Origin of the sequence: Streptomyces sp. HPF1205 (assembly GCF_020400825.1) — a bacterium.
Lineage (GTDB): Bacteria > Actinomycetota > Actinomycetes > Streptomycetales > Streptomycetaceae > Actinacidiphila.
On record NZ_JAINVH010000004.1, the window covers coordinates 160,819 to 181,870 of the forward strand.

The following is a 21,052-nucleotide window of genomic DNA, read 5'->3' on the forward strand; positions in this document are numbered from 1 at the left end:
CCCGGCCCGCACCGTGAGGGGCCCGCACCGGCGTCGACGCCGGTGCGGGCCCCTCACGGCCGCGTGCCCTCGGGGCCGCGCGTGGCCGCCGCCCGTCGCTCAGCTGGTGGCGACGCCCCGGCCCAGCTCCCAGAACTGGGTGGTCGAGGAGGCGTTCAGCGCCCACTCGGTGCCGGTGATGTTGTTGCGTGCCGCGATGTACTGCTTGCCCTGCCACAGCGGCAGGATCGGCACGTCCTGGGCGATGAGCCGCTGCGCCTGCTGGAAGTCGCCCACCGCGCCGCTGCGCTCGGTCTTCTGCCGGGTGTCCTTGATGATCTGGTCGCGGATGGTCGGGTTCTGGTAGGCGAGCTTGAGGAAGTTGTCGACGCCGAAGAACGGCGCCAGGTAGTTGTCCGGGTCCGGGAAGTCCGGGAACCAGCCCATCCCGAACACCTGGAACTTGCGGGCCCGGTAGGACGCCTTGTACGCCTGCCAGTCCGCGACCGGGTTGAGCGACACTTTGAACAGCCCGCTGCTCTCCAGCTCCTGCTTGAGCTTGGCGAACTCGGCGGCGGTCGCCTCACCGTAGTGGGTGGTGGTGTACGACAGGGTCAGCGGTACCGGGGTGGAGATCTTGGCGTCCTTCAGGTACTGCTTGGCCCTGGCCCTGTCGGGCTGGTCGCCGTAGATGTCGAAGAACGGGTTGGAGTGGCCGGTGATGCCCTGGGGCACCATCGAGTACAGCGGCTCGGTGGTGCGCTGGTACACGTCCCTGGTGATGGACTGCCGGTCGACCAGCTCGGCCACCGCCTGCCGTACCGCCTTCTGCGCCGCGGTCTTGTCGGCGGTGTTGAAGACCAGGTAGCGGATCTCCGTACCGGGCGCCTCGGTCAGCTTGACGCTGCCGTCGCCGCCGACGATGAGCCGGTTGATCTGGTCGGGCGTCATCGTGCGGTTCATCACGTCGATGGTGCCGGCCTTCAGGGCGGACTCCATCGCGGCCGAGGTGGTGAAGAACCTCAGTTCGATCTTGCTGTTCTGGAGCTTGATCGACCCCTTGTATCTGGAGTTCCTGGTGAACACCGCCCGCTTGCCCGGGTCCCACGAGGCCAGCGTGTAGGGCCCGGAGCCCACCACGCCGAAGCCCGTGTGGACCTTGGTCGCCGAGTAGACCTTGCTGTCCACGATGTCCGCGGCCGGGGTGGACAGCTTGAACGGGAAGGTGGAGTCGGGGTCCTTGAGGTGGAAGACCACCGTGGACGGGTCGGGGGTCTCGACCCGGTCCACGTTGGTCATCAGGCCCGCGGGACCGTTGGGGTCGTTGATCCGCAGCATGCGGTCCACCGAGAACTTGACGTCCTCGGAGGTGATCTTGTCCCCGTTGGAGAAGGTGAGACCGTCCCGCATGGTGCACCGGTACTGCTCGCCGAGGCTGTCCGTGAAGTGGCACTCCTTCGCGGCCTCCGGCTCGGGGTCGGTGCCGCTGCGCGGCAGGCGCAGCAGCGTCTGGTACGTGTTCTCGAACACGTTCCAGGTGCCGATGTCGTAGCCGGTCGCCGGGTCGAGCGGTGCCGGGTTGTCCTTCGACATCTGGAACTGGTCCGTCGTACCGACCACGATGGGTTTGCCGTCGCCTCCGCTGCCGGAGCCGGATCCGCATCCGGCGAGCAGCGGTATCGCCAGGCCGATGGCGGCCGGGGCAACGAGCAGCTTGCGGTTCATCCTCGACGATCTCCCTCTTCTGTGCCGGTCAGCCTGCTACACCACGGCCGAGCTCCCAGAACTGCGTGGTGGTGGAGGAGTTGAGCGCCCATTCGACGCCGGTGATGTCGTTGCGGGCGGCGATGTACTGCTTGCCCTGCCACAGCGGCAGCAGCGGTACGTCCTGGGCGATGATCTGCTGCGCGACCTGGAAGGCCTCGCTCGTCGTGCTGCGCTCCGCCAGGCGCCGGGTCTGCGGCAGAATCGTTTCCTGAATCTTCCTGCTGGAGTACGGCAGGTTCAGGAAGTTGTCCTTGTCGAAGAACGGCGCGATGTAGTTGTCGGGGTCCGGGAAGTCCGGCAGCCAGCTGATCGCGAAGATCTGGTACTGGCGCCGCGAGGCAGCCTTGAGGAAGGCGGCCCACTGCTCGCTCTGGACCGTGACGTCGAACAGCCCGCTGGCGTCGAGCTGGCTCTTGATCTCCTCGGCCTCCGGCTGGTTCATCGTGCCGCCGTTGTCGCGGCGGAAGTTGATGGTCAGCGGAACCTTGCCGGTGATGCCCGCGCCGCGCAAGGTGCGCCTGGCGTTCGCGACGCTGGGGCTGCCGTAGGTGTCGAAGAACGAGTTGGTGTGGCTGGTGATGCCCTGCGGGACCACCGAGTACAGCGGGTCGGCGGTGCGCTTGTAGACGTCGCGGGTGATCGCCTGGCGGTCGATGACCTGGGCGATGGCCTGCCGGACCGCCTTGCTGCGCAGTCCGGGCGCGGCGGTGTTGAGGAACAGGTAGCGGGCCTCGCCGCCGGGCGCCTCGGTGAGCTTGATGTTCTGGTCGCCGCCGTCGAGCAGGGCGCTGATCTGGTTGGGGGCCAGCTGCCGTGTCATGACGTCGATGGCGCCGCTCTTGAGCGCGGCCTCCATCTTGGCGGAGTCGTCGAACAGCCGCAGCCGCACGCTGCTGTTGTTCAGCTTGAGCAGGCCCCGGTAGTGCGGATTCCTGGTGAAGGTGCCGCCCTCGCCCTGGACGAAGTCCCGCATGGTGTACGGCCCGGAGCCGACCAGCTTGAGGCCGTCGTACGGCTTGGTGGCCGAGTAGACCTTGTGGTCGACGATGGCCGCCGCGGGGGTGGCCAGCTTGGCCGGGAACGTCGCGTCGGGCGCCTTGAGGTGGAAGACGACGGTCGTGTCGTCGGGCGCGGACACCGACGTGACGCCGGATATCAGGGACGCCGGACCGGTCGGGAAATTGATCTTCTGCATCCGGTCGACGGAGAACTTCACGTCCTGGGCGGTCAGTCCGTCGCCGTTCGAGAACTTCAGACCGTCCCGCAGCACGCACTGGTAGGTGAGCCCCGACGCGTCGGTGTAGTGGCATTCCTTGGCGGCGTCGGGGCTCGGGGTGGTGCTTCCCCGCGGATAGCCCAGCAGCATCTGGAAGGTGTTGTAGAAGATGTTCCAGGGCGCGCTGTCGTACGAGGTGGCCGGGTCGAGCGGTGCGGGATTGTCCTTGCTCAGCTCGATGCTGTCGGTGGTGCCGAGGACGATGGGTTTGCCACCGTCGCCGCTCCCCCCGCTGGAGCTGCCGCACCCGCTGATCACGGGTGCGAGGACGCCCAGCAGGGCGGGCAGCACCAGAAGCTTGCGGTTCATCGGTCGTCGTTCTCCTCTTGCTGCTTCATGTGCCGGTGGTGACCGCGGCGGTCCGCGCACAGCCGGGCCGGCCGGCAGCGCACCGGAAACCGGAGAGGCTGAAGACCGGGAAGGCATGCGTGTGCGGGCCGTTGATCCCCCACCGTGCGGTCACCGCAGGTATTCCAGCACATCCCGCGGGCACGCTCGGGCGACGATACCGAGATTGCGTGTGATCAGCACCAAAGGGGTGTCAAAGTTCGCTGTGGGGCGGACGGGATTTCCACGCCGACCTTGCCGTATACACGCTCAGTGAATACGCGGATTCACAGCGCTCATCAAAGTGCGGAAAAAGGACACGCTCAGCTCCTCCAGCGAGCGGACCACGGTACGGCGCCGGGCGGGTGTGATGGGCACCACTGAGGGGACGGCGACGACGTGGCAGCCGGCCGCCTCGGCCGAGGTGACACCGGTGAGGGTGTCCTCGACGACCACGCACGCGGCGGGGTCGGCGCCCAGCCGGGCGGCCGCGGTCAGGTAGGGCTCCGGGTGCGGCTTGGTACGGGCCACCTCGTCGCCGGCGACGGTGAAGGAGAAGTTCTCGGCGCCCAGGGTGCGCAGCATGGCGTCGATGGTGCGGCGGTGGGAGGCGGAGACCAGGGCGGTGGGGACGCCGTGCGCGGACAGCTCGGTCAGCAGCCGCCGGGCGCCGGGCATCAGCGGCGCCCCCTTCACGATCAGCTCCTCGAACCGGGTGTTGATCGCGGCGGTGAGCTCGGCCAGGGACGCGGTGGTGCCCGTGACGGCCATCAGGTGCCCCAGGCTGCGGGACATCGGCCCGCCGACGACGACCTCGCGGTGCGCCTCGTCCAGCACGTGCCCGAGGTCCGCGAAGACCTCGGACTCCGCCGCCCACCAGATGCCCTCGGTGTCCACCAGGGTCCCGTCCAGGTCGAGGAGAACGGCCTGCGGGCCGGGTCCCTGCGCCATCCAGGTGTCGGCGACGGCGATGCTGCTGGTCATACGCCCCACTCCTCGGCTCGGTCGTTCCCCGGCCCCGGCGCGGCAGGGCGCGGGGCTTTCCGGGGGGCACAGAGGCCGGTCGCCGCATCCCGCGGTACGGGGCGGCGACCGGCCTCTGCCGGACCGTCAATAATACGACCGCCGTCGGCGGACCGCTCAATGGGACGTGAACGGTCCACCACCGTGCCCGCAACACGCGGTGAACACGCCCGGGGCGGGCGCGCCGCAGGCGGCGGCCGTACGGGGGGAGGCGGGCGGCCGGGGCCGCCGGGCGGCGGCCGTTCCCGGCGCCCGGCGGCCGGTTCAGCGGGCGTTGAAGTAGTTCGCCTCGGGGTGGTGGATGACGATCGCGTCGGTGGACTGCTCGGGGTGGAGCTGGAACTCCTCGGAGAGCTTCACGCCGATCCGCTCGGGCTCCAGCAGCTGCGCGATCTTGGCCCGGTCCTCCAGGTCGGGGCAGGCGCCGTAGCCCAGCGAGAAGCGGGCGCCGCGGTACTTGACGGCGAACATGTCCGCGATGTCGTGCGGGTCCTCGCCGGCGATGTCCAGTTCGGCGCGGACCCGGGCGTGCCAGTACTCGGCGAGGGCTTCGGCGAGCTGGACGGACAGACCGTGCAGTTCCAGGTACTCCCGGTAGGAGTCGGCGGCGAACAGCTTCGCGGTGGCGTCGGAGATCCTGCCGCCGACGGTGACGACCTGGAAGCCGACCACGTCGACCTCGCCGGACTCCTCGGGCCGGAAGAAGTCGGCCAGGCACAGCCGGCGCCCCCGGCGCTGCCGCGGGAAGGTGAAGCGGGTGCGCTCGGTGCCGTCCTCGTGCAGCACGACCAGGTCGTCGCCCTTGGACACGCACGGGAAGTAGCCGTAGGCGACGGCGGCCTCCAGCAGCCCCTCGGACTGCAGTTTGGTGAGCAGGCCGCGCAGCCGGGGCCGCCCCTCGCTCTCCACCAGCTCCTCGTACGTGGGCCCGCTCGCCCGCGACTGCTTCAGGCCCCACTGGCCCTTGAACAGGGCGCCCTCGTCGAGCCAGGAGGCGTAGTCGGCGAGCTGGACGCCCTTGACGACGCGGCTGCCCCAGAACGGCGGGACGGGCACCGGGTTGTCGGTGGCCACGTCGGAGCGGACCGGGCCGCGCTCGGTGTCGGGCTCCTCGGCGGGCCGCTCGCGGCGCGGCACCCGGCGGGCCTTGAGCTCGGGCAGGGCGGGGCCGGGCACCCCGCGCTTGACGGCGACCAGCGCGTCCATCAGCCGCAGCCCCTCGAAGGCGTCCCTGGCGTAGCGGACCTCGCCCTGGTAAAGCTCGTGCAGGTCCTGCTCGACGTAGGCGCGGGTGAGCGCCGCGCCGCCGAGGATGACCGGGTAGTCGGCGGCCAGGCCGCGCTGATTGAGCTCCTCCAGGTTCTCCTTCATGATCACCGTGGACTTCACCAGCAGCCCGGACATGCCGATGACGTCGGCGCGGTTCTCCTGGGCGGCCTCCAGGATCGCCGAGACGGGCTGCTTGATGCCCAGGTTGACCACGTTGTAGCCGTTGTTGGTCAGGATGATGTCGACCAGGTTCTTGCCGATGTCGTGGACATCGCCGCGGACGGTGGCCAGCACGATGGTGCCCTTGCCGCCGCCCTCGTCGGTCTTCTCCATGTGCGGTTCGAGGTGGGCGACGGCGGCCTTCATGACCTCGGCGGACTGCAGGACGAAGGGAAGCTGCATCTGGCCGGACCCGAACAGCTCGCCGACCACCTTCATCCCGGCCAGCAGGGTGTCGTTGACGATGTCCAGGGCCGGCCGCTCGGTCAGCGCCTCGTCGAGGTCGGCGGCCAGGCCGTTCTTCTCGCCGTCGATGATGCGCCGCTGCAGCCGCTCGTCCAGCGGGAGGGCGGCGAGCTCCTCGGCCTTGCCGGCCTTCATGGACTTGGTGTCGACGCCCTCGAACAGCTCCATCAGCCGCTGCAGGGGGTCGTACCCCTCGCTGCGCCGGTCGTGGACGAGGTCGAGGGCGACCTTGCGCTGCTCCTCGTCGATGCGCGCGATCGGCACGATCTTGGCCGCGTGCACGATGGCCGAGTCGAGGCCGGCCTTGACGCACTCGTCGAGGAAGACGGAGTTCAGGACGGTACGGGCGGCGGGGTTCAGACCGAAGGAGATGTTGGACAGCCCGAGGGTGGTCTGCACGTCCGGGTGGCGGCGCTTGAGTTCGCGGATCGCCTCGATGGTGGCCACGCCGTCCTTGCGGGACTCCTCCTGGCCGGTGCAGATGGTGAAGGTGAGGCAGTCGATGAGGATGTCGGACTCGCGCACGCCCCAGTTGCCGGTGAGGTCGGCGATCAGCCGCTCGGCCACGGCCACCTTGCGTTCCGCGGTCCGCGCCTGGCCCTCCTCGTCGATGGTCAGCGCGATGAGGGCGGCGCCGTGCTCGACGGCCAGCCGGGTGACGCGGGCGAACCGGGACTCCGGGCCGTCGCCGTCCTCGTAGTTGACCGAGTTGAGCACCGCCCGGCCGCCGAGCTTCTCCAGTCCGGCCCGCAGGACGTCCACCTCGGTGGAGTCCAGCACGATCGGCAGGGTGGAGGCGGTGGCGAACCGGCCGGCGACCTCGGCCATGTCGGCCACGCCGTCCCGGCCCACGTAGTCCACGCACAGGTCCAGCATGTGGGCGCCCTCGCGGATCTGCTCGCGGGCCAGCTCCACGCAGTCCTCCCAGCGGCCCTCCAGCATCGCGTCGCGGAACTTCTTCGAGCCGTTGGCGTTGGTGCGCTCGCCGATGGCCAGGTACGCGGTGTCCTGGCGGAACGGGACGGCCTGGTAGAGGGAGGCGGCGCCGGGTTCGGGGCGCGGGTCGCGCTCGGCCGGGGTCAGGCCGCGGACGCGTTCCACGACCTGCCGCAGGTGCTCGGGGGTCGTGCCGCAGCAGCCGCCGACCAGCGACAGTCCGTACTCGCGGACGAACGTCTCCTGGAAGTCGGCCAGCTGGGACGGCGTGAGGGGGTAGGAGGCACCGTCCCGGGCCAGGATCGGCATGCCCGCGTTCGGCATGCACGACAGCGGGATACGGGCGTGCCGGGCCAGGTAGCGCAGGTGCTCGCTGTACGCCTCCGGGCCGGTCGCGCAGTTCAGGCCGATCATGTCGATGCCCAGCGGCTCCAGGGCGGTCAGCGCGGCGCCGATCTCGGAGCCGAGCAGCATGGTGCCGGTGGTCTCGACCGTCACCGAGCAGATCAGCGGCAGGTCGGCGCCGGCGGCGTCCAGGGCGCGGCGGGCGCCCAGGATCGCGGCCTTCGTCTGCAGCAGGTCCTGGGTGGTCTCCACCACCAGCGCGTCCGCGCCGCCGGCGATCAGGCCGGCCGCGTTGGCCTCGTAGCCCTCGCGCAGCGCGCCGTAGGTGGTGTGGCCGAGGGTGGGCAGCTTGGTGCCGGGGCCCATGGAGCCGAGCACCCAGCGGGGGCGGCCGTCGGCGGCGGCGCCGTCGGCGGCCTCGCGGGCCAGCCGGGCGCCGGCCTCGGACAGCTCGTGGATCCGGTCGGCGATCCCGTACTCGCCCATCGCGCTGAGGTTGGCGCCGAAGGTGTTGGTCTCGACGCAGTCCACGCCGACCGCGAGGTAGGCCTCGTGGACCGAGCGCACGATGTCCGGACGGGTGATGTTGAGGATCTCGTTGCACCCCTCCAGCTGCTCGAAGTCCTCCAGCGTGGGGTTCTGCGCCTGGAGCATCGTGCCCATGGCGCCGTCGGCGACGACGACGCGGGAGGCCAGTGCCTCCCGCAGGGCGGCGGGGCGGGCGCCGCTCGCCGCTGTCGCGGAGGCGGGGCCGCTCGCTGAGGAGGCGGAGGGGACGGAAGGGGACGGCGAGGCCATGGGGATGCTCCCTGGGGTGCGACGGCTGTCGGCTATGCGCCGCCCTGTCCGGGACCGGGGCCCCGGGCGCAGGACACGCACCCCGCCAGGGTAGCCGCCGGGGCCGCCTGCTCTCGAAGCCATTCCGAAGGGCGGACGGGTGGTGCCACACTCGTCTCTGAGATGATGACGGTCGACAATGTCGACCGGGGGGCGCGCCACGCGGCGCCTCCCGCCGTTCTTCCTTGGAGTGCGTCCCATGCCAGGTCCCATTCAGTCGCTGGAGCGTGCGGCGGCCGTCCTGAGGCTGCTGGCCGGCGGCGAGCGCAGGCTCGGCCTGTCCGACGTGGCGTCCTCGCTGGGCCTGGCCAAGGGCACCGCGCACGGCATCCTGCGCACCCTGCAGCAGGAGGGCTTCGTCGAGCAGGACCCGGTGTCGGGCAAGTACCAGCTCGGCGCGGAGCTGCTGCGGCTGGGCAACAGCTACCTGGACGTGCACGAGCTGCGCGCCAGGGCCCTGGTGTGGACCGACGACCTGGCCAGGTCCAGCGGCGAGGCCGCGTACCTGGGGGTGCTGCACCAGCAGGGCGTGCTGATCGTCCACCACGTCTTCCGGCCCGACGACAGCCGGCAGGTGCTGGAGGTGGGCGCCATGCAGCCGCTGCACAGCACCGCCCTGGGCAAGGTGCTGTCGGCGTTCGACCCGGTGGCGCACAGCGAGGCCGCCGAGGGCGAGCGTGCGCCGCTGACCACGCGCACCGTGACCGGGGCGGCCGGCTTCGAGCAGGTGCTGGAGCTGACCCGGGCCCGGGGCTGGGCCGCGGACCTGGAGGAGACCTGGGAGGGCGTGGCGTCGGTGGCGGCGCCGGTGTACGACCGGCGGCGGATGCCGGTGGGCGCGGTGGGCATCACCGGCGCGGTGGAGCGCATGTGCGACGCGGACGGCGTCCGGTCCCGCCTGGTGGCGGCGGTACGGGACTGCGCCCGGGCCGTCTCCCGGGACCTGGGGGCGGGGCGGTTCTGATGCCGCGGCCGGGCGGGCGCGGCCCCGGGCCGGGGCGGGCGTGTCCGAATCGAAACACGGACGGCCGGAGTGCTCGGTCACATCCCTCTTGACCTGCCGGATCCAACGGTATGAGACTTTCGACCTGCGGTCGACAATGTCGAACACCGGACGGCCCCGGGTCGCCGCATATGGGCTTAGACAAAGGAGTCGCTGTGTCCAACGGCCACATAGTCATCGGCGAGACCATCGGGACCGCCACCCTCCTCCTGCTCGGCTGCGGCGTGGTCGCCGCCGTGGTGCTGAAGAAGTCGAAGGCCCAGAACGCGGGCTGGCTCGCCATCACGTTCGGCTGGGGCTTCGCCGTGGTGGGCGGCGCCTACATCGCCAACGGCTACTCCGGCGGCCACCTCAACCCCGCCGTGACCCTCGGCATCGCCATCAAGACCGGCGTCTGGCACACCGTGCCCTACTACCTCATCGGCCAGATGCTCGGCGCGATGATCGGCGCGTTCCTGGCCTGGGTGGTCTACATGGGCCAGTTCCAGGCGCACCTGACCGACCCCGAGGTGGTGGCCGGTCTCGACGCCGACCCGGCCGGCCCGGTGACCGGGCGCAAGGCGCCCGGCGGCCCGGTGCTGGGGATCTTCTCCACCGGCCCCGAGATCCGCAACCCGGTGCAGAACCTGCTCACCGAGATCATCGCCACCACCGTGCTGGTGCTGTTCATCCTCACCCAGGGCATGACCGACGGCCTGGCCCTGAACGGCTTGGGCATCCTGCTCACCTCGCTGATCGTGGTCGGCATCGGCCTGTCGCTCGGCGGTCCCACCGGGTACGCGATCAACCCGGTCCGCGACCTCGGACCGCGTATCGTGCACAGCCTCCTGCCGCTGCCCAACAAGGGCGGGTCCGACTGGGGCTACGCCTGGATCCCGGTGGTCGGCCCGCTGATCGGCGGCGCCCTCGCCGGCGGGCTGTACAAGCTCGCCTTCACGTGATCCGGCCCACCGGACCCGGACCCGCCCCCGTCACCCGGCGCAGACCCGCAGACCACCCGAGGAGCAGATCGTGACCGACACCCAGACTTCGGCCGGCTCGCACGGCACCGGCCCCTTCATCGCCGCCATCGACCAGGGCACCACCTCCAGCCGGTGCATCGTCTTCGACCGCGACGGCCGGATCGTCGCCGTCGACCAGAAGGAGCACGAGCAGATCTTCCCCAAGCCGGGCTGGGTCGAGCACGACGCCGCCGAGATCTGGGCCAACGTCCAGGAGGTGGTGGCGGGCGCCATCCGCAAGGCCGGCCAGGACATCCCCGGCTTCACCCCCGCCGACGTCAAGGCGATCGGCATCACCAACCAGCGCGAGACGACCGTCCTGTGGGACCGGCACACCGGTGAGCCGGTGCACAACGCCCTGGTGTGGCAGGACACCCGTACCGACGCGCTGTGCCGCGAACTGGGCCGCAACGTCGGCCAGGACCGGTTCCGCCGCGAGACCGGCCTGCCGCTGGCCTCGTACTTCGCCGGACCGAAGATCCGCTGGCTGCTGGACAACGTCGAGGGCCTGCGCGAGCGCGCGGAGGCCGGCGACATCCTGTTCGGGACCATGGACTCCTGGGTGATCTGGAACCTGACCGGCGGAGTGAACGGCGGGGCGCACGTCACCGACGTCACCAACGCCTCCCGCACGCTGCTGATGAACCTGCACACCCTGCAGTGGGACGAGCGCATCCTCGCCTCGATGGAGGTACCGGCCGCGGTCCTGCCGGAGATCCGCTCCTCCTCGGAGGTGTACGGGACCACGAGCGTGGGCGGCCTGGACGCCGTGCCGGTGGCCTCCGCGCTGGGCGACCAGCAGGCCGCGCTGTTCGGCCAGACCTGCTTCGCCGAGGGCGAGGCGAAGTCCACCTACGGCACCGGCACCTTCATGCTGATGAACACCGGCGGCACCCCGGTCAACTCCTACAACGGCCTGATCACCACGGTGGGCTACCGGATCGGCGACGACGCGCCGGTCTACGCCCTGGAGGGCTCCATCGCCGTCACCGGCGCCCTGGTGCAGTGGATGCGCGACCAGATGGGACTGATCTCCACCGCCGCCGAGATCGAGACGCTGGCCTCGTCGGTGGAGGACAACGGCGGCGCGTACTTCGTCCCGGCCTTCTCCGGCCTGTTCGCGCCCTACTGGCGGGACGACGCGCGCGGGGTGATCGCGGGCCTGACCCGCTACGTCACCAAGGCGCACATCGCCCGCGCCGTGCTGGAGGCGACCGCCTGGCAGACCCGGGAGATCGCCGACGCCATGACCAAGGACTCCGACGTCGAGCTGAGCGCGCTCAAGGTCGACGGCGGCATGACCTCCAACAACCTGCTCATGCAGACGCTGGCCGACGTCCTGGACGCACCCGTGGTGCGGCCCATGGTCGCCGAGACGACCTGCCTGGGCGCGGCCTACGCGGCCGGGCTCGCGGTCGGCTTCTGGCCCGACACCGACGCCCTGCGCGCGAACTGGAAGCGGGCCGCGGAATGGACCCCCCGGATGGACGCGGCCGACCGCGACCGCGAATACAAGAACTGGCTCAAGGCCGTCGAGCGGACCATGGGCTGGATCGAAGAGGAGCACTGAGGCAACCATGACCACCCTGCAGCGGATCCCCTCCCTGGGGACGCATCCGATGGCCGGCGTGAACCCCGGGCGGGCCGAGACCCGCGACCTGCTGGGGCGCGCCACGTACGACCTGCTGGTGATCGGCGGTGGGATTCTCGGTATCACCACCGCCTGGCACGCCGCGCAGTCGGGGCTGCGGGTGGCCATGGTCGAGGCCGGCGACTTCGCCGGCGCCACCTCCTCGGCGTCCTCCAAGCTGCTCCACGGCGGCCTGCGCTACCTGCAGACCGGCGCGGTGAAGCTGGTCGCCGAGAACCACTTCGAGCGGCGCGCCGTCTCCCGGGACGTCGCGCCGCACCTGGCCAATCCCCTCACCTTCTACCTGCCGGTCTACAAGGGCGGCCCGCACGGGGCGGCCAAGCTCGGCGCGGGCGTCTTCGCGTACTCCGCCCTGTCCGCCTTCCGTGACGGTGTCGGCCACGTGATCAGCCCGGCCAAGGCCGCGCGGGACGTGCCGGAGCTGCGCACGGACAACCTGCGCGCGGTGGCGGTGTACGAGGACGGGCAGATGAACGACGCCCGGATGGCGCTGATGACGGTACGGGCGGCCGTGGACGCGGGCGCGACCGTCCTCAACCACTCCGAGGTCACCGGGCTGCGCTTCACCAGGGGCCGGGTGACCGGCGCCGAGCTGCGCGACCGCGTCGACGGCACCGAGTTCGGGGTGGACGCCCGTCTGGTGCTCAACGCCACCGGGCCGTGGGTGGACCACCTGCGGCGGATGGAGGACCCGGCTGCGGCTCCCTCGATCCGGCTGTCCAAGGGCGCCCACCTGGTGCTCAAGCGGACCTCGCCGTGGCGGGCGGCGCTGGCCACCCCCATCGACAAGTACCGCATCACCTTCGCGCTGCCGTGGGAGGACATGCTGCTGCTGGGTACCACCGACGAGGCGTACGAGGGCGACCCGGCGGACGTGGCGGTCACCGAGGCCGACATCGCGCAGATCCTGGACGAGGCCGCGCTCTCCGTGCGCGACCAGCAGTTGTCCCGGGACCTGATCACCTACGCCTTCGCGGGGCTGCGGGTGCTGCCCGGCGGCCCCGGGGACACCGCGAAGGCCAAGCGCGAGACGGTGGTCACCGAGGGCCGCGGCGGCATGCTGTCGGTCGCGGGCGGCAAGTGGACCACGTTCCGGCACATCGGCCGTACCGTGCTGAACAAGCTCGCCGAACTGCCCGGCCACCCGCTGGGCGAGGACATCGAGCCGGTGTCGCAGCTTCCGCGGCACGCGCACCTGCCCGGTTTCGCCAGCCCGCCCGCGGTCGCCCACCGGCTGCTGGTGGACGGCGGCGCCCCCGGCCCCCGGATGGCCCCCGACACCGCCCGCCACCTGGCCACCCACTACGGCTCGCTCGCCTTCGACATCGCCCGCCTGGCCAACGAGGACCCGGCCCTGGCCGAGCGGATCCACCCGGACGCCCCGGAGATCCGGGCCCAGGTGGTCTGGGCCCGCGACCACGAGTGGGCGTACGAGGTGGACGACGTCCTGCGCCGCCGTACCACGCTGACCATCCGCGGCCTGGACACCCCCCAGGTGCGCGAGGACGTGGCGGCGGTCCTCAGGGCCCGTCCCTGACGGCGGGCGCGGGCGCCCGCGCCGCGGAGCCGCCACGGAGGGCGGCTCCGCGGGAGGCTCAGGCGGACCAGGCCGGGTCGCGGCCGGACAGCGCGAGGGCCAGTTCCAGGTCGCCGGCGCCCGGCGGCGGCGGCACCGGCTCGCCGAAGCCCTTGTACTGCCGGTAGAGCTCGGCCTGCTCGCGGACGACGGCCAGCGCCAGCCTCGCGGTGGCCTCGTTCGCCCGGTACTCCTGTCCGGTGGCCCTGGCCAGGTCCCAGCCGTGCAGCACCAGTTCGAGGAAGAGCATTTCGGCCATGGCCCCGGCGGGCATGGATCCCTCGCCCGTGGGGATCTCACCCTCCCAGGCCGCCGGGTCGGCCCAGGCGGCGACCGCGCGGCGCAGTGCCCCGGCGTACTGGACGGCCCAGTCGGGGTCGGCGGTGAAGTCGCGCTCGGCCAAGCCCTCCGGATGCGGCTCGCGCCGGGCGCGGCACTCCATGCCGATGCCGGTGTACGCGACCAGGTGGTTGACCAGGGTGCGGGTGTCGTAGTCGGGACAGGGCGTGACGCCGCCCAGCCGGTCCGGCGTGACCGCGGCGGCTATCCGGGCCGCCTCCTCGGCGCTGTCGGCGAGCTGCTGGTGGAAGATCATGGCCGAAACGCTACGGGGCCGCCGCACACCCGTCTTGAACAAACGCGACGGCCGGCCGCCCGGGCGGGCCGCGCCGACGACCGGCAACGCAGGGGGTACCTCCCGCCGAAGGCAGGGGGAGAGCGTGCGTGCCGGACGTCGCGGGACAGGCGGGATTTGTCAGACAGGGCCTGGGGTTGGCCTAGGGTGGGCCGCATGAGCGGGCAGGCGATGGGGCGCGGGGTGCTGCGCCCGGACGCGGCGGCCTCCGTCGTGGAGCTGCGGCGGCACCCGCCCGCCCCCGAGCTGGCTCCTTACGTGGAGTTCTACTGGAACCCGCGCTGGGACCTGCGCGGCAGGCCGGACCACGAGCAGAAGGTGCTCGCCCACCCCAGTGTCCACCTGGTCCTGGAGGACGTCGGGCCGCTGGTGTACGGGGTGCAGCGGGCGCTGTTCGTCCGGGTGCTGCGCGGCGCCGGCCAGGTCTTCGGGGTGAAGTTCCGGCCGGGTGGCTTCCGCCCGTTCACGGTGGGCCCCGTGGTGGACCTGCTGGACCGGACGGTGCCTGCGGAGCAGCTGCTCTCCGCCCGGTTCGGTGCGGACGCGGGCGCCCGGGTGGCGTCCTTGAGCCCCGCCGTCCTCGCGCTGGACGACCTCGGCGCCATGGCCGCGCTCGCCGACCGTTTCCTGCTCGGCCTGCTCCCCTCGCTCACCCCCGACCCGCGGGTGGCCGAGGTCGCGGACCTGGTCGCCCGCATCACCGGCCGGCCCCATTCGTTCCGCGTCGACGACCTGGCGCGGCAGCTCGGCATCCCCGTACGGCGGCTGCAGCGGCTGTTCGCGCAGTACGTGGGGGCGTCCCCGAAGTGGGTGCTGCGCCGGGCGCGGCTGCACGAGGCGGCCGCTCGCGCGGACGAGGGACCGGGCGTCGACTGGGCGGCGCTGGCCGCCGACCTCGGCTACGCGGACCAGGCCCACCTCACCCGCGACTTCGCCGCGGCCGTGGGCACCCCGCCGGCCAGGTACGCGGGCGGGAGGGTGGCGAAGCCGTAAGGGCACGGCGGGCGCGCGCGGGGGCGTGAGCACGGGCCGCGGGCGGGGGCGCTGTTGGGCCGTACAGCGGACCTGGCCCATAATGACGGCAAGACATCGGAGGTCTGCTGGCGGCGCTCGCCACGACCCGACGTACCAAGGGGGCGCTGATGGCGGTCACCGACGAGGCCATCGAAAAGATCAAGGAGATGATCGTCTCCGGGGCGCTGCGGCCCGGGGACCGGCTGCCCAAGGAGAGCGAGCTGGCGGCCGGGCTGGGGCTGTCACGCAACTCGCTGCGCGAGGCCGTCCGGGCGCTGTCGCTCATCCGCATCCTGGACGTCCGGCAGGGCGACGGCACCTATGTCACGAGCCTGGACCCGCAGCTGCTGCTGGAGGCGCTGAGCTTCGTGGTGGACTTCCACCGCGACGACACCGTGCTGGAGTTCCTCCAGGTGCGGCGGATCCTGGAGCCCGCGGCCACCGCCATGGCGGCGGCGCTGATCACGGAGGAAGAGCTCGACGTCCTGGAGCGCGGGCTCGACGCGCTCGGCCCGCAGCCGTCCGTCGAGGAACTCGTCACCGCCGACCTGGCGTTCCACCGCGGCATCGTGCAGGGCTGCGGCAACTCCGTCCTGTGCTCACTGCTCGACGGCCTGTCCGGCCCGACCACCCGCGCGCGCGTCTGGCGCGGCCTCACCCAGGAGGACGCGGTCGCCCGCACGCTGCGGGAGCACCGGGCGATCCTCGGCGCCCTGCGGGACCGGGACGCGGAGGCGGCGCGCAGTTGGGCGACCGTGCACGTGGCCAGCGTCGAGCAGTGGCTGCGATCCACCCTGTAACGGCCGGGACGAGGCGTTTCCCGCCGATTCCGGGCCCATTTTCCGCCGATTCCCCGCCGGTGCCCGGCGCCCCGGACCGGGCCCGCGGGCCTGCCGCGCCGCCTCCGGCAGGGGCCGGGATCTTCCCGCGGCGGGCTGCGGCGGCGCGCCCGGTACGCCGTAGGCTGGTGCCGCACGCAGAAGAACAGCAGCCGGAACGGGGACGGCTCCGCCCCCGCCGGCCGGAAGGAGGCGCTGGGTGATCGAGCTCGAGGGGGTGCCCGAGCTGATCGACCCGGTCATGGTGGCCGCGTTCGAGGGCTGGAACGACGCCGGGGACGCAGCCTCCACCGCGGTCGGGCACATCGACCGGGAGTTCAAGGGCGAGGTGTTCGCGGCTCTGGACGCCGAGGACTACTACGACTTCCAGGTCAACCGCCCCACCGTGTGGATGGACGGCGGAGTGCGCCGCATCACCTGGCCGACGACCCGGCTGTCCGTGGTCCGCGTCCAGTCCCCCAAGCCCCGTGACCTGGTCCTGGTGCGCGGAATCGAGCCCAGCATGCGCTGGCGCTCGTTCTGCAACGAGATCCTGGGGTACGCACACGAGCTGGGCGTGGAGATGGTGGTCGTCCTCGGCGCGCTGCTGGGCGACACCCCGCACACCCGCCCCGTACCGGTCACCGGGGTCACCTCGGACCCCGACCTGGCGACCGCGCTCAGCCTGGAGGAGTCCCGGTACGAGGGCCCCACCGGCATCGTGGGCATCCTCCAGGAGGCGTGCACCCACGCCGGCATCCCGGCCGTGTCCTTGTGGGCGGCCGTGCCGCACTACGTGTCCCAGCCGCCCAACCCCAAGGCCACCCTGGCCCTCCTCAACCGTCTGGAGGACCTTCTCGACCTGCGTATCCCGCAGGGCGAGCTCCCCGAGGACGCGCGCGCCTGGCAGGTCGGCGTCGATCAGCTCGCCGCCGAGGACAGCGAGGTCGCGGAGTACGTCCAGACCCTGGAGGAGGCGCGGGACACCGCCGAACTCCCCGAGGCGTCGGGCGAGGCCATCGCCAAGGAGTTCGAGCGGTATCTGCGCCGCCGCGACCCCCAGGCCGGGAGCTACGCGAGCGAGGGCGAGGACGGCGTGCCCCAGGTGCGCCCGGCCCGGGGCGAGGACGAGGAGCCCGCGGACTCCCGCGAGGACCGGCAGGACCACCCGCACCAGCAGGATCACCCGGACCGGCAGGATCGCCCGGACCACCCGGATCAGCAGGACCGGTCGGAGCACCCGGACCGGCAGGACCGGTCGGGTCCCGAGGGCCGGGAGGGCCCGGACGCCTCCAGCGAGCCGGGAGCGGACGACTGAGGGTTCGCCGCTCCCGCTGACGGCGCCGCGGCGCTCCTACCCGGCCCGCCAGGACCGTTACAGGGCCACGCCCAGCAGCGCGTCCACCGCGCGGGAGACCTCGCCGGGGGCGCCGGTGTCCGTACCGCCTTCCGCCGCTTGCCGCGCGGCCCAGGCGTCGACGGCCGCCAGCGCCCTCGGCGCGTCCAGGTCGTCCGCGAGAGCCGCGCGGATCCGCGCGAGCAGGTCGTCGGCGGGCGGCCCGTCGGGCCGGGACACGGCGGAGCGCCAGCGGGCGAGCCGCTCCACCGCCTCGGCCAGGACCGACGGCGTCCACTCCCAGTCCGCCCGGTAGTGGTGGGCCAGCAGGGCGAGCCGGATCGCGGCGGGGTCCACTCCCTCCCGCCGCAGTGTGGAGACGAAGACGAGGTTGCCCTTGGACTTGGACATCTTCTCGCCGTCCAGGGCGACCATCCCGGCGTGCACGTAGGCCTTGGCGAACGGGTACGCGCCGGTGAGGACCTGGGCGTGCGAGGCGCCCATCTCGTGGTGGGGGAAGGCCAGGTCGGAGCCGCCGCCCTGGACGTCGAAGCCCATGCCGAGGTGGTCGAGGGCGATGGCGACGCACTCGATGTGCCAGCCGGGCCGGCCCGGCCCCAGGGAGCCGCCGTCCCAACTCGGCTCGCCCTCGCGGGCCGCGAGCCACAGCACCGGGTCGAGCGGGTTCTTCTTGCCCGGCCGGTCGGGGTCGCCGCCGCGCTCGGCGGACAGCAGCCTCATCGCGGCGGCGTCGAGCCGGGAGACCTTGCCGAAGTCGGGGTCGGCCTCGACCGAGAAGTAGGTGTCGCCGCCCAGTTCGTAGGCCGCGCCGGCCTCCCGCAGCCGCTCGACCAGGGGCACGATGCCCGGTATGGCCTCGACGGCTCCGATGTAGTGGGCGGGCGGCAGGATCCGCAGGGCCGTCATGTCCTCGCGGAACAGGGCCGTCTCGCGCTCGGCGAGGGCCGTCCAGTCGTCGCCGGTGGCCGCCGCGCGCTCCAGCAGCGGGTCGTCGACATCGGTGACGTTCTGTACGTAGTGCACCTGGCGCTTGGTGTCGAGCCACACGCGCTGGACGAGGTCGAACGCGTTGTACGTGGCCGCGTGCCCGATGTGGGTGGCGTCGTAGGGGGTGATACCGCACACGTAGATCCGGGCGACGGGGCCCGGCTCGACGCTCACCGGTCCACCGGTGGCGGTGTCGTGGAGACTCAGGTCGCGTCCCGTGCCGGGAAGGGCTGGGACGTCGGGGGCAGGCCAGGCATGCATGTCATGAGGTTAACCGTGCGGGTCGCCGCGAAACGAGCCGGATACCCCCATGACCGCGCACGATGCCGGCCGCGGGCTCCTCGCGGTCGCGGCCCCTCGCGGTCGGGACGTCCTCGCGACCGTCGGGCCGGCGGGGTGCCGGGGGGACGGCCCGGTCCGCCGTACCGTACGGGAAGCCGCGCGTCACACCGGAGGCCAGGGGATGGACGGCCACCGGCCGCCCGGCAGCGGGTGCAGCCCGGTCTCCAGCAGCCGGTCGACCCGGGCCCGCAGCGCGGCCGTCTCGGCGGCGGTCAGCAGCTCGGCGAGCCGCTCGCCGAGGGCGCCTGCCAGCTCGGCGGCGAGTGCGTCCAGTACGGTCAGGGCCTGCGCGGGCAGCGGTTCGCCGGCCCAGCCCCACAGCAGGGTGCGCAGCTTGTCGTCGGTGTGGAAGGTGACGCCGTGGTCGATGCCGTAGAGGCGGCCGCCGGGGCCGGGCAGCAGGTGGCCGCCCTTGCGGTCGGCGTTGTTGATCACGGCGTCGAGGACGGCTATCCGCCGCAGGCGTATGTCGTCGGCGTGCACCAGCAGCGCGGTCCGGCCCTCCTCCACCTCGGCCTCGACCACGGCCTTCCAGCCGGGCGCTGGTTCCGGGTCCTCGGTGAGGGCCAGCAGCGGCCCGTCCTGCTCGGCCGGCGGGTCGATCCACAACTGGACCATGCCCTGGCCGTACGGCCCGTCGCGCAGCACCGTGGGCGGCACCAGGCCCCATCCGGTGGCCTCGGAGACCAGGTAGGCGGCGACCTCGCGCTGGGCGAGGGTGCCGTCGGGGAAGTCCCACAGCGGCCGTTCCCCGGAGACGGGCTTGTAGACGCAAGCCAAGGTGGCGCCCTCGTGCGCGGCCTCGCAGTACAGGACGGCGTTCGACGCGTCCGTCACCCGTCCGCGTACGGTCAGCTCACCGTGGACGAGGGTGTCGGTGGCGCTCAGGCCGACCTCCGGTACCCGTTCTGACGCGGGCATACGTGTCCTTCCGGGTCCAGGGGGAGGCTGCACAGGGGGCAGGGCGGGCGGCCGGCGGAGACCACGTCGAGGGCGCGCTTGGCGAAGGAGCGGGCCTGGGCGCCGGTGAGCATCACCCGCAGCAGCGGCGGGCCGTTCTCGTCGTCCTGGAGGAGCTGCTCCTCGGCGGCCTCCAGGTCGTCCTCGTCGTCGCCGACCAGTTCGACCAGGGCCTGCGCCTCGATGACCATGCGCTCGTGGGCGCCGTCCCAGGCCAGTGCCATGGTGCCGACCCGGAACTCCTCCTCGACGGGGACGTCCAGCGGGGCGGTGTCCGTGAGCTCGGCCGGGGCGACGGCGGGGACGGGGGCGCTGCCGCCCGTACGCCGGACGACCTCGTCCAGCAGCTCGTCGATCCGCTCCGCGAGAGCGGCCACCTGGGTCTTCTCCAGCGCGACGCTGGTGGTCCTGCCTGCCGCGGTGGCCTGCAGGAAGAAGGTCCGCTGGCCCGGCTGGCCGACGGTGCCGGCCACGAAGCGGTCCGGGTGTTCGTAGTAGAAGACCTGACGGGGCACGTCCTGCTCCGTTTGCTCGACTGATCGATGATCGGTTGACCGGCTGTGGCTCGGGTGGTGCGGGGTGCGCTGCTGGGCTGGTGGGTGGCGCCGCGGTACGGGCCGCGGCGTACCCGGGCGGTACGCGGCCGGTGCGGGCCGCTACCGGGTCGGGCGCGGCCGCTGCCGGTCACCCACCCTACTGCGGAAGCTGATCACGGGGTGCCCGTGGAGCCCCCGACGACGGCGTCGTCCGGCTCGCCCGCCGGGCCCTGCGGGCGTTCGGAGGGCATCAGCGCGGTGAGGTCGCCGGTGTCGCCGAGCCGGAGCAGGAAGGGGCGGTGCGGGGTGTAGCGGATCACGGTGACCGAGCACGGCTCGGTGCCGATCCGCTGGAAGAGGTCCAGGTGCAGGCCCAGCGCGTCGGCGGCGAGCGCCTTGATGATGTCGCCGTGCGAGCACATGAGGTAGAGCGCGTCGGGGCCGTGCTCGGCCTCGATCCTGGTGTTCCAGTCGCGTACGGCGTCCACCGCGCGGGCCTGCATCGCCCGCATCGACTCCCCCTCGGGTCCGGGGAAGACCACGCCGGAGGGGTGGCGCTGCACCGTGGTCCACAGCGGTTCCTCGGCCAGTTCGCTCAGCTTGCGGCCGGTCCAGTCGCCGTAGTGGCATTCCCCGATCCGGTCGTCGGTGTGCAGCGGGAGGGCGGGGCGGGTGCCGAGCAGCGGCTCCACGGTCTCCCGGCAGCGCTGCAGCGGGCTGCTGACCACGGCGGCCAGCGGGAGGGCGGCGAGGCGGGCGGCGAGCGCGGTGGCCTGGGCCCGGCCGGTGTCGTCCAGGGCGACGCCGGGGCTCCATCCGGCGAGCACACCGTCGGCGTTGGCGGTGGACCGGCCGTGGCGGACAAGGATCACGGTGGGCATGCCCGCCACCGTAACCCTTCCGGGGCGCGGCCGTTGTGCTGGGTGACGGCCGTGGCGGGGAAGATCCC

Annotated in this window: 16 protein-coding genes; 7 read left to right on the forward strand and 9 right to left on the reverse strand. The window is 72.3% G+C overall.

Features of this window, described 5'->3' with window-relative positions; genetic code table 11:
• Positions 1 to 99: 99 nt before the first annotated feature.
• From K7G61_RS06640 to metH, 4 genes are all read right to left on the reverse strand, one after another.
• The gene (locus tag K7G61_RS06640; protein ID WP_225845714.1) at positions 100 to 1,704 is read right to left on the reverse strand and encodes an ABC transporter substrate-binding protein; all 1,605 of its coding nucleotides are present in this window, start codon (positions 1,702 to 1,704) and stop codon (positions 100 to 102) included.
• Between the two features lie 28 nt (positions 1,705 to 1,732).
• The gene (locus K7G61_RS06645; RefSeq protein ID WP_225845715.1) at positions 1,733 to 3,331 is read right to left on the reverse strand and encodes an ABC transporter substrate-binding protein; all 1,599 of its coding nucleotides are present in this window, start codon (positions 3,329 to 3,331) and stop codon (positions 1,733 to 1,735) included.
• Between the two features lie 288 nt (positions 3,332 to 3,619).
• Complete coding sequence (locus K7G61_RS06650; RefSeq protein ID WP_225845716.1) at positions 3,620 to 4,333, reverse strand: HAD family phosphatase; 714 nt, start codon at positions 4,331 to 4,333, stop codon at positions 3,620 to 3,622.
• A 303-nt stretch (positions 4,334 to 4,636) separates the two neighbouring features.
• The gene (gene metH / locus K7G61_RS06655; RefSeq protein WP_225845717.1) at positions 4,637 to 8,185 is read right to left on the reverse strand and encodes a methionine synthase; all 3,549 of its coding nucleotides are present in this window, start codon (positions 8,183 to 8,185) and stop codon (positions 4,637 to 4,639) included.
• A 238-nt stretch (positions 8,186 to 8,423) separates the two neighbouring features.
• Here metH and K7G61_RS06660 point away from each other — a divergent pair, with 238 nt between their 5' ends.
• The 4 genes from K7G61_RS06660 to K7G61_RS06675 all read left to right on the forward strand — a co-directional run bounded on the left by K7G61_RS06660 (position 8,424) and on the right by K7G61_RS06675 (position 13,416).
• Complete coding sequence (locus tag K7G61_RS06660; protein WP_225845718.1) at positions 8,424 to 9,188, forward strand: IclR family transcriptional regulator; 765 nt, start codon at positions 8,424 to 8,426, stop codon at positions 9,186 to 9,188.
• A 194-nt stretch (positions 9,189 to 9,382) separates the two neighbouring features.
• A complete protein-coding gene (locus tag K7G61_RS06665; RefSeq protein ID WP_225845719.1) occupies positions 9,383 to 10,168 on the forward strand; it encodes an MIP/aquaporin family protein in 786 nt (261 codons plus the stop codon).
• A gap of 70 nt (positions 10,169 to 10,238) precedes the next feature.
• Entirely contained in the window at positions 10,239 to 11,798 is a 1,560-nt protein-coding gene (glpK, locus tag K7G61_RS06670) for a glycerol kinase GlpK (protein WP_225845720.1), read from the forward strand.
• Positions 11,799 to 11,805: 7 nt separating this feature from the next.
• A complete protein-coding gene (locus K7G61_RS06675; protein ID WP_225845721.1) occupies positions 11,806 to 13,416 on the forward strand; it encodes a glycerol-3-phosphate dehydrogenase/oxidase in 1,611 nt (536 codons plus the stop codon).
• 58 nt (positions 13,417 to 13,474) lie between these two features.
• On the opposite strand, the gene K7G61_RS06680 is transcribed toward K7G61_RS06675, so the two are convergent.
• Positions 13,475 to 14,050 carry a TIGR03086 family metal-binding protein gene (locus K7G61_RS06680; RefSeq protein ID WP_225845722.1) on the reverse strand — a complete coding sequence of 192 codons (576 nt, stop codon included), beginning with the start codon at positions 14,048 to 14,050 and terminating at the stop codon, positions 13,475 to 13,477.
• A gap of 195 nt (positions 14,051 to 14,245) precedes the next feature.
• Between K7G61_RS06680 and K7G61_RS06685 the strand changes: the two genes are divergently transcribed.
• From K7G61_RS06685 to K7G61_RS06695, 3 genes are all read left to right on the forward strand, one after another.
• Positions 14,246 to 15,082, forward strand: coding sequence for a helix-turn-helix domain-containing protein (locus K7G61_RS06685; protein ID WP_225845723.1), 837 nt, complete (start codon positions 14,246 to 14,248; stop codon positions 15,080 to 15,082).
• Between the two features lie 149 nt (positions 15,083 to 15,231).
• A complete protein-coding gene (locus tag K7G61_RS06690) occupies positions 15,232 to 15,903 on the forward strand; it encodes a FadR/GntR family transcriptional regulator (RefSeq protein WP_225845724.1) in 672 nt (223 codons plus the stop codon).
• Between the two features lie 238 nt (positions 15,904 to 16,141).
• Entirely contained in the window at positions 16,142 to 17,239 is a 1,098-nt protein-coding gene (locus K7G61_RS06695) for a PAC2 family protein (protein WP_225845725.1), read from the forward strand.
• Between the two features lie 57 nt (positions 17,240 to 17,296).
• Here the strand turns inward: K7G61_RS06695 and mshC are convergent, their stop codons facing one another.
• The 4 genes from mshC to K7G61_RS06715 all read right to left on the reverse strand — a co-directional run bounded on the left by mshC (position 17,297) and on the right by K7G61_RS06715 (position 20,984).
• Positions 17,297 to 18,526 (reverse strand): cysteine--1-D-myo-inosityl 2-amino-2-deoxy-alpha-D-glucopyranoside ligase, encoded by a 1,230-nt coding sequence (gene mshC, locus K7G61_RS06700; RefSeq protein WP_225845726.1) that lies wholly within the window; start codon positions 18,524 to 18,526, stop codon positions 17,297 to 17,299.
• 183 nt (positions 18,527 to 18,709) lie between these two features.
• Positions 18,710 to 19,528, reverse strand: coding sequence for an SCO1664 family protein (locus K7G61_RS06705; protein WP_225845727.1), 819 nt, complete (start codon positions 19,526 to 19,528; stop codon positions 18,710 to 18,712).
• Positions 19,492 to 20,082, reverse strand: a complete 591-nt coding sequence (locus tag K7G61_RS06710; RefSeq protein ID WP_225845728.1) for a DUF3090 domain-containing protein — start codon at positions 20,080 to 20,082, stop codon at positions 19,492 to 19,494. Before K7G61_RS06710 ends, K7G61_RS06705 begins: the two co-directional genes overlap by 37 nt.
• Positions 20,083 to 20,276: 194 nt before the next feature.
• Positions 20,277 to 20,984, reverse strand: coding sequence for a histidine phosphatase family protein (locus K7G61_RS06715; protein WP_225845729.1), 708 nt, complete (start codon positions 20,982 to 20,984; stop codon positions 20,277 to 20,279).
• Between the last annotated feature and the right edge of the window lie 68 nt (positions 20,985 to 21,052).

Coding starts and splice junctions, on each gene's coding strand:
- K7G61_RS06640 (WP_225845714.1), bottom strand. CDS start 1,704: ATGAACCGCAAGCTGCTCGTTGCCCCGGCCGCCATCGGCCTGGCGATA.
- K7G61_RS06645 (WP_225845715.1), bottom strand. CDS start 3,331: ATGAACCGCAAGCTTCTGGTGCTGCCCGCCCTGCTGGGCGTCCTCGCA.
- K7G61_RS06650 (WP_225845716.1), bottom strand. CDS start 4,333: ATGACCAGCAGCATCGCCGTCGCCGACACCTGGATGGCGCAGGGACCC.
- metH (WP_225845717.1), bottom strand. CDS start 8,185: ATGGCCTCGCCGTCCCCTTCCGTCCCCTCCGCCTCCTCAGCGAGCGGC.
- K7G61_RS06660 (WP_225845718.1), top strand. CDS start 8,424: ATGCCAGGTCCCATTCAGTCGCTGGAGCGTGCGGCGGCCGTCCTGAGG.
- K7G61_RS06675 (WP_225845721.1), top strand. CDS start 11,806: ATGACCACCCTGCAGCGGATCCCCTCCCTGGGGACGCATCCGATGGCC.
- K7G61_RS06680 (WP_225845722.1), bottom strand. CDS start 14,050: ATGATCTTCCACCAGCAGCTCGCCGACAGCGCCGAGGAGGCGGCCCGG.
- K7G61_RS06685 (WP_225845723.1), top strand. CDS start 14,246: ATGAGCGGGCAGGCGATGGGGCGCGGGGTGCTGCGCCCGGACGCGGCG.
- K7G61_RS06690 (WP_225845724.1), top strand. CDS start 15,232: ATGGCGGTCACCGACGAGGCCATCGAAAAGATCAAGGAGATGATCGTC.
- mshC (WP_225845726.1), bottom strand. CDS start 18,526: ATGCATGCCTGGCCTGCCCCCGACGTCCCAGCCCTTCCCGGCACGGGA.
- K7G61_RS06705 (WP_225845727.1), bottom strand. CDS start 19,528: ATGCCCGCGTCAGAACGGGTACCGGAGGTCGGCCTGAGCGCCACCGAC.
- K7G61_RS06715 (WP_225845729.1), bottom strand. CDS start 20,984: ATGCCCACCGTGATCCTTGTCCGCCACGGCCGGTCCACCGCCAACGCC.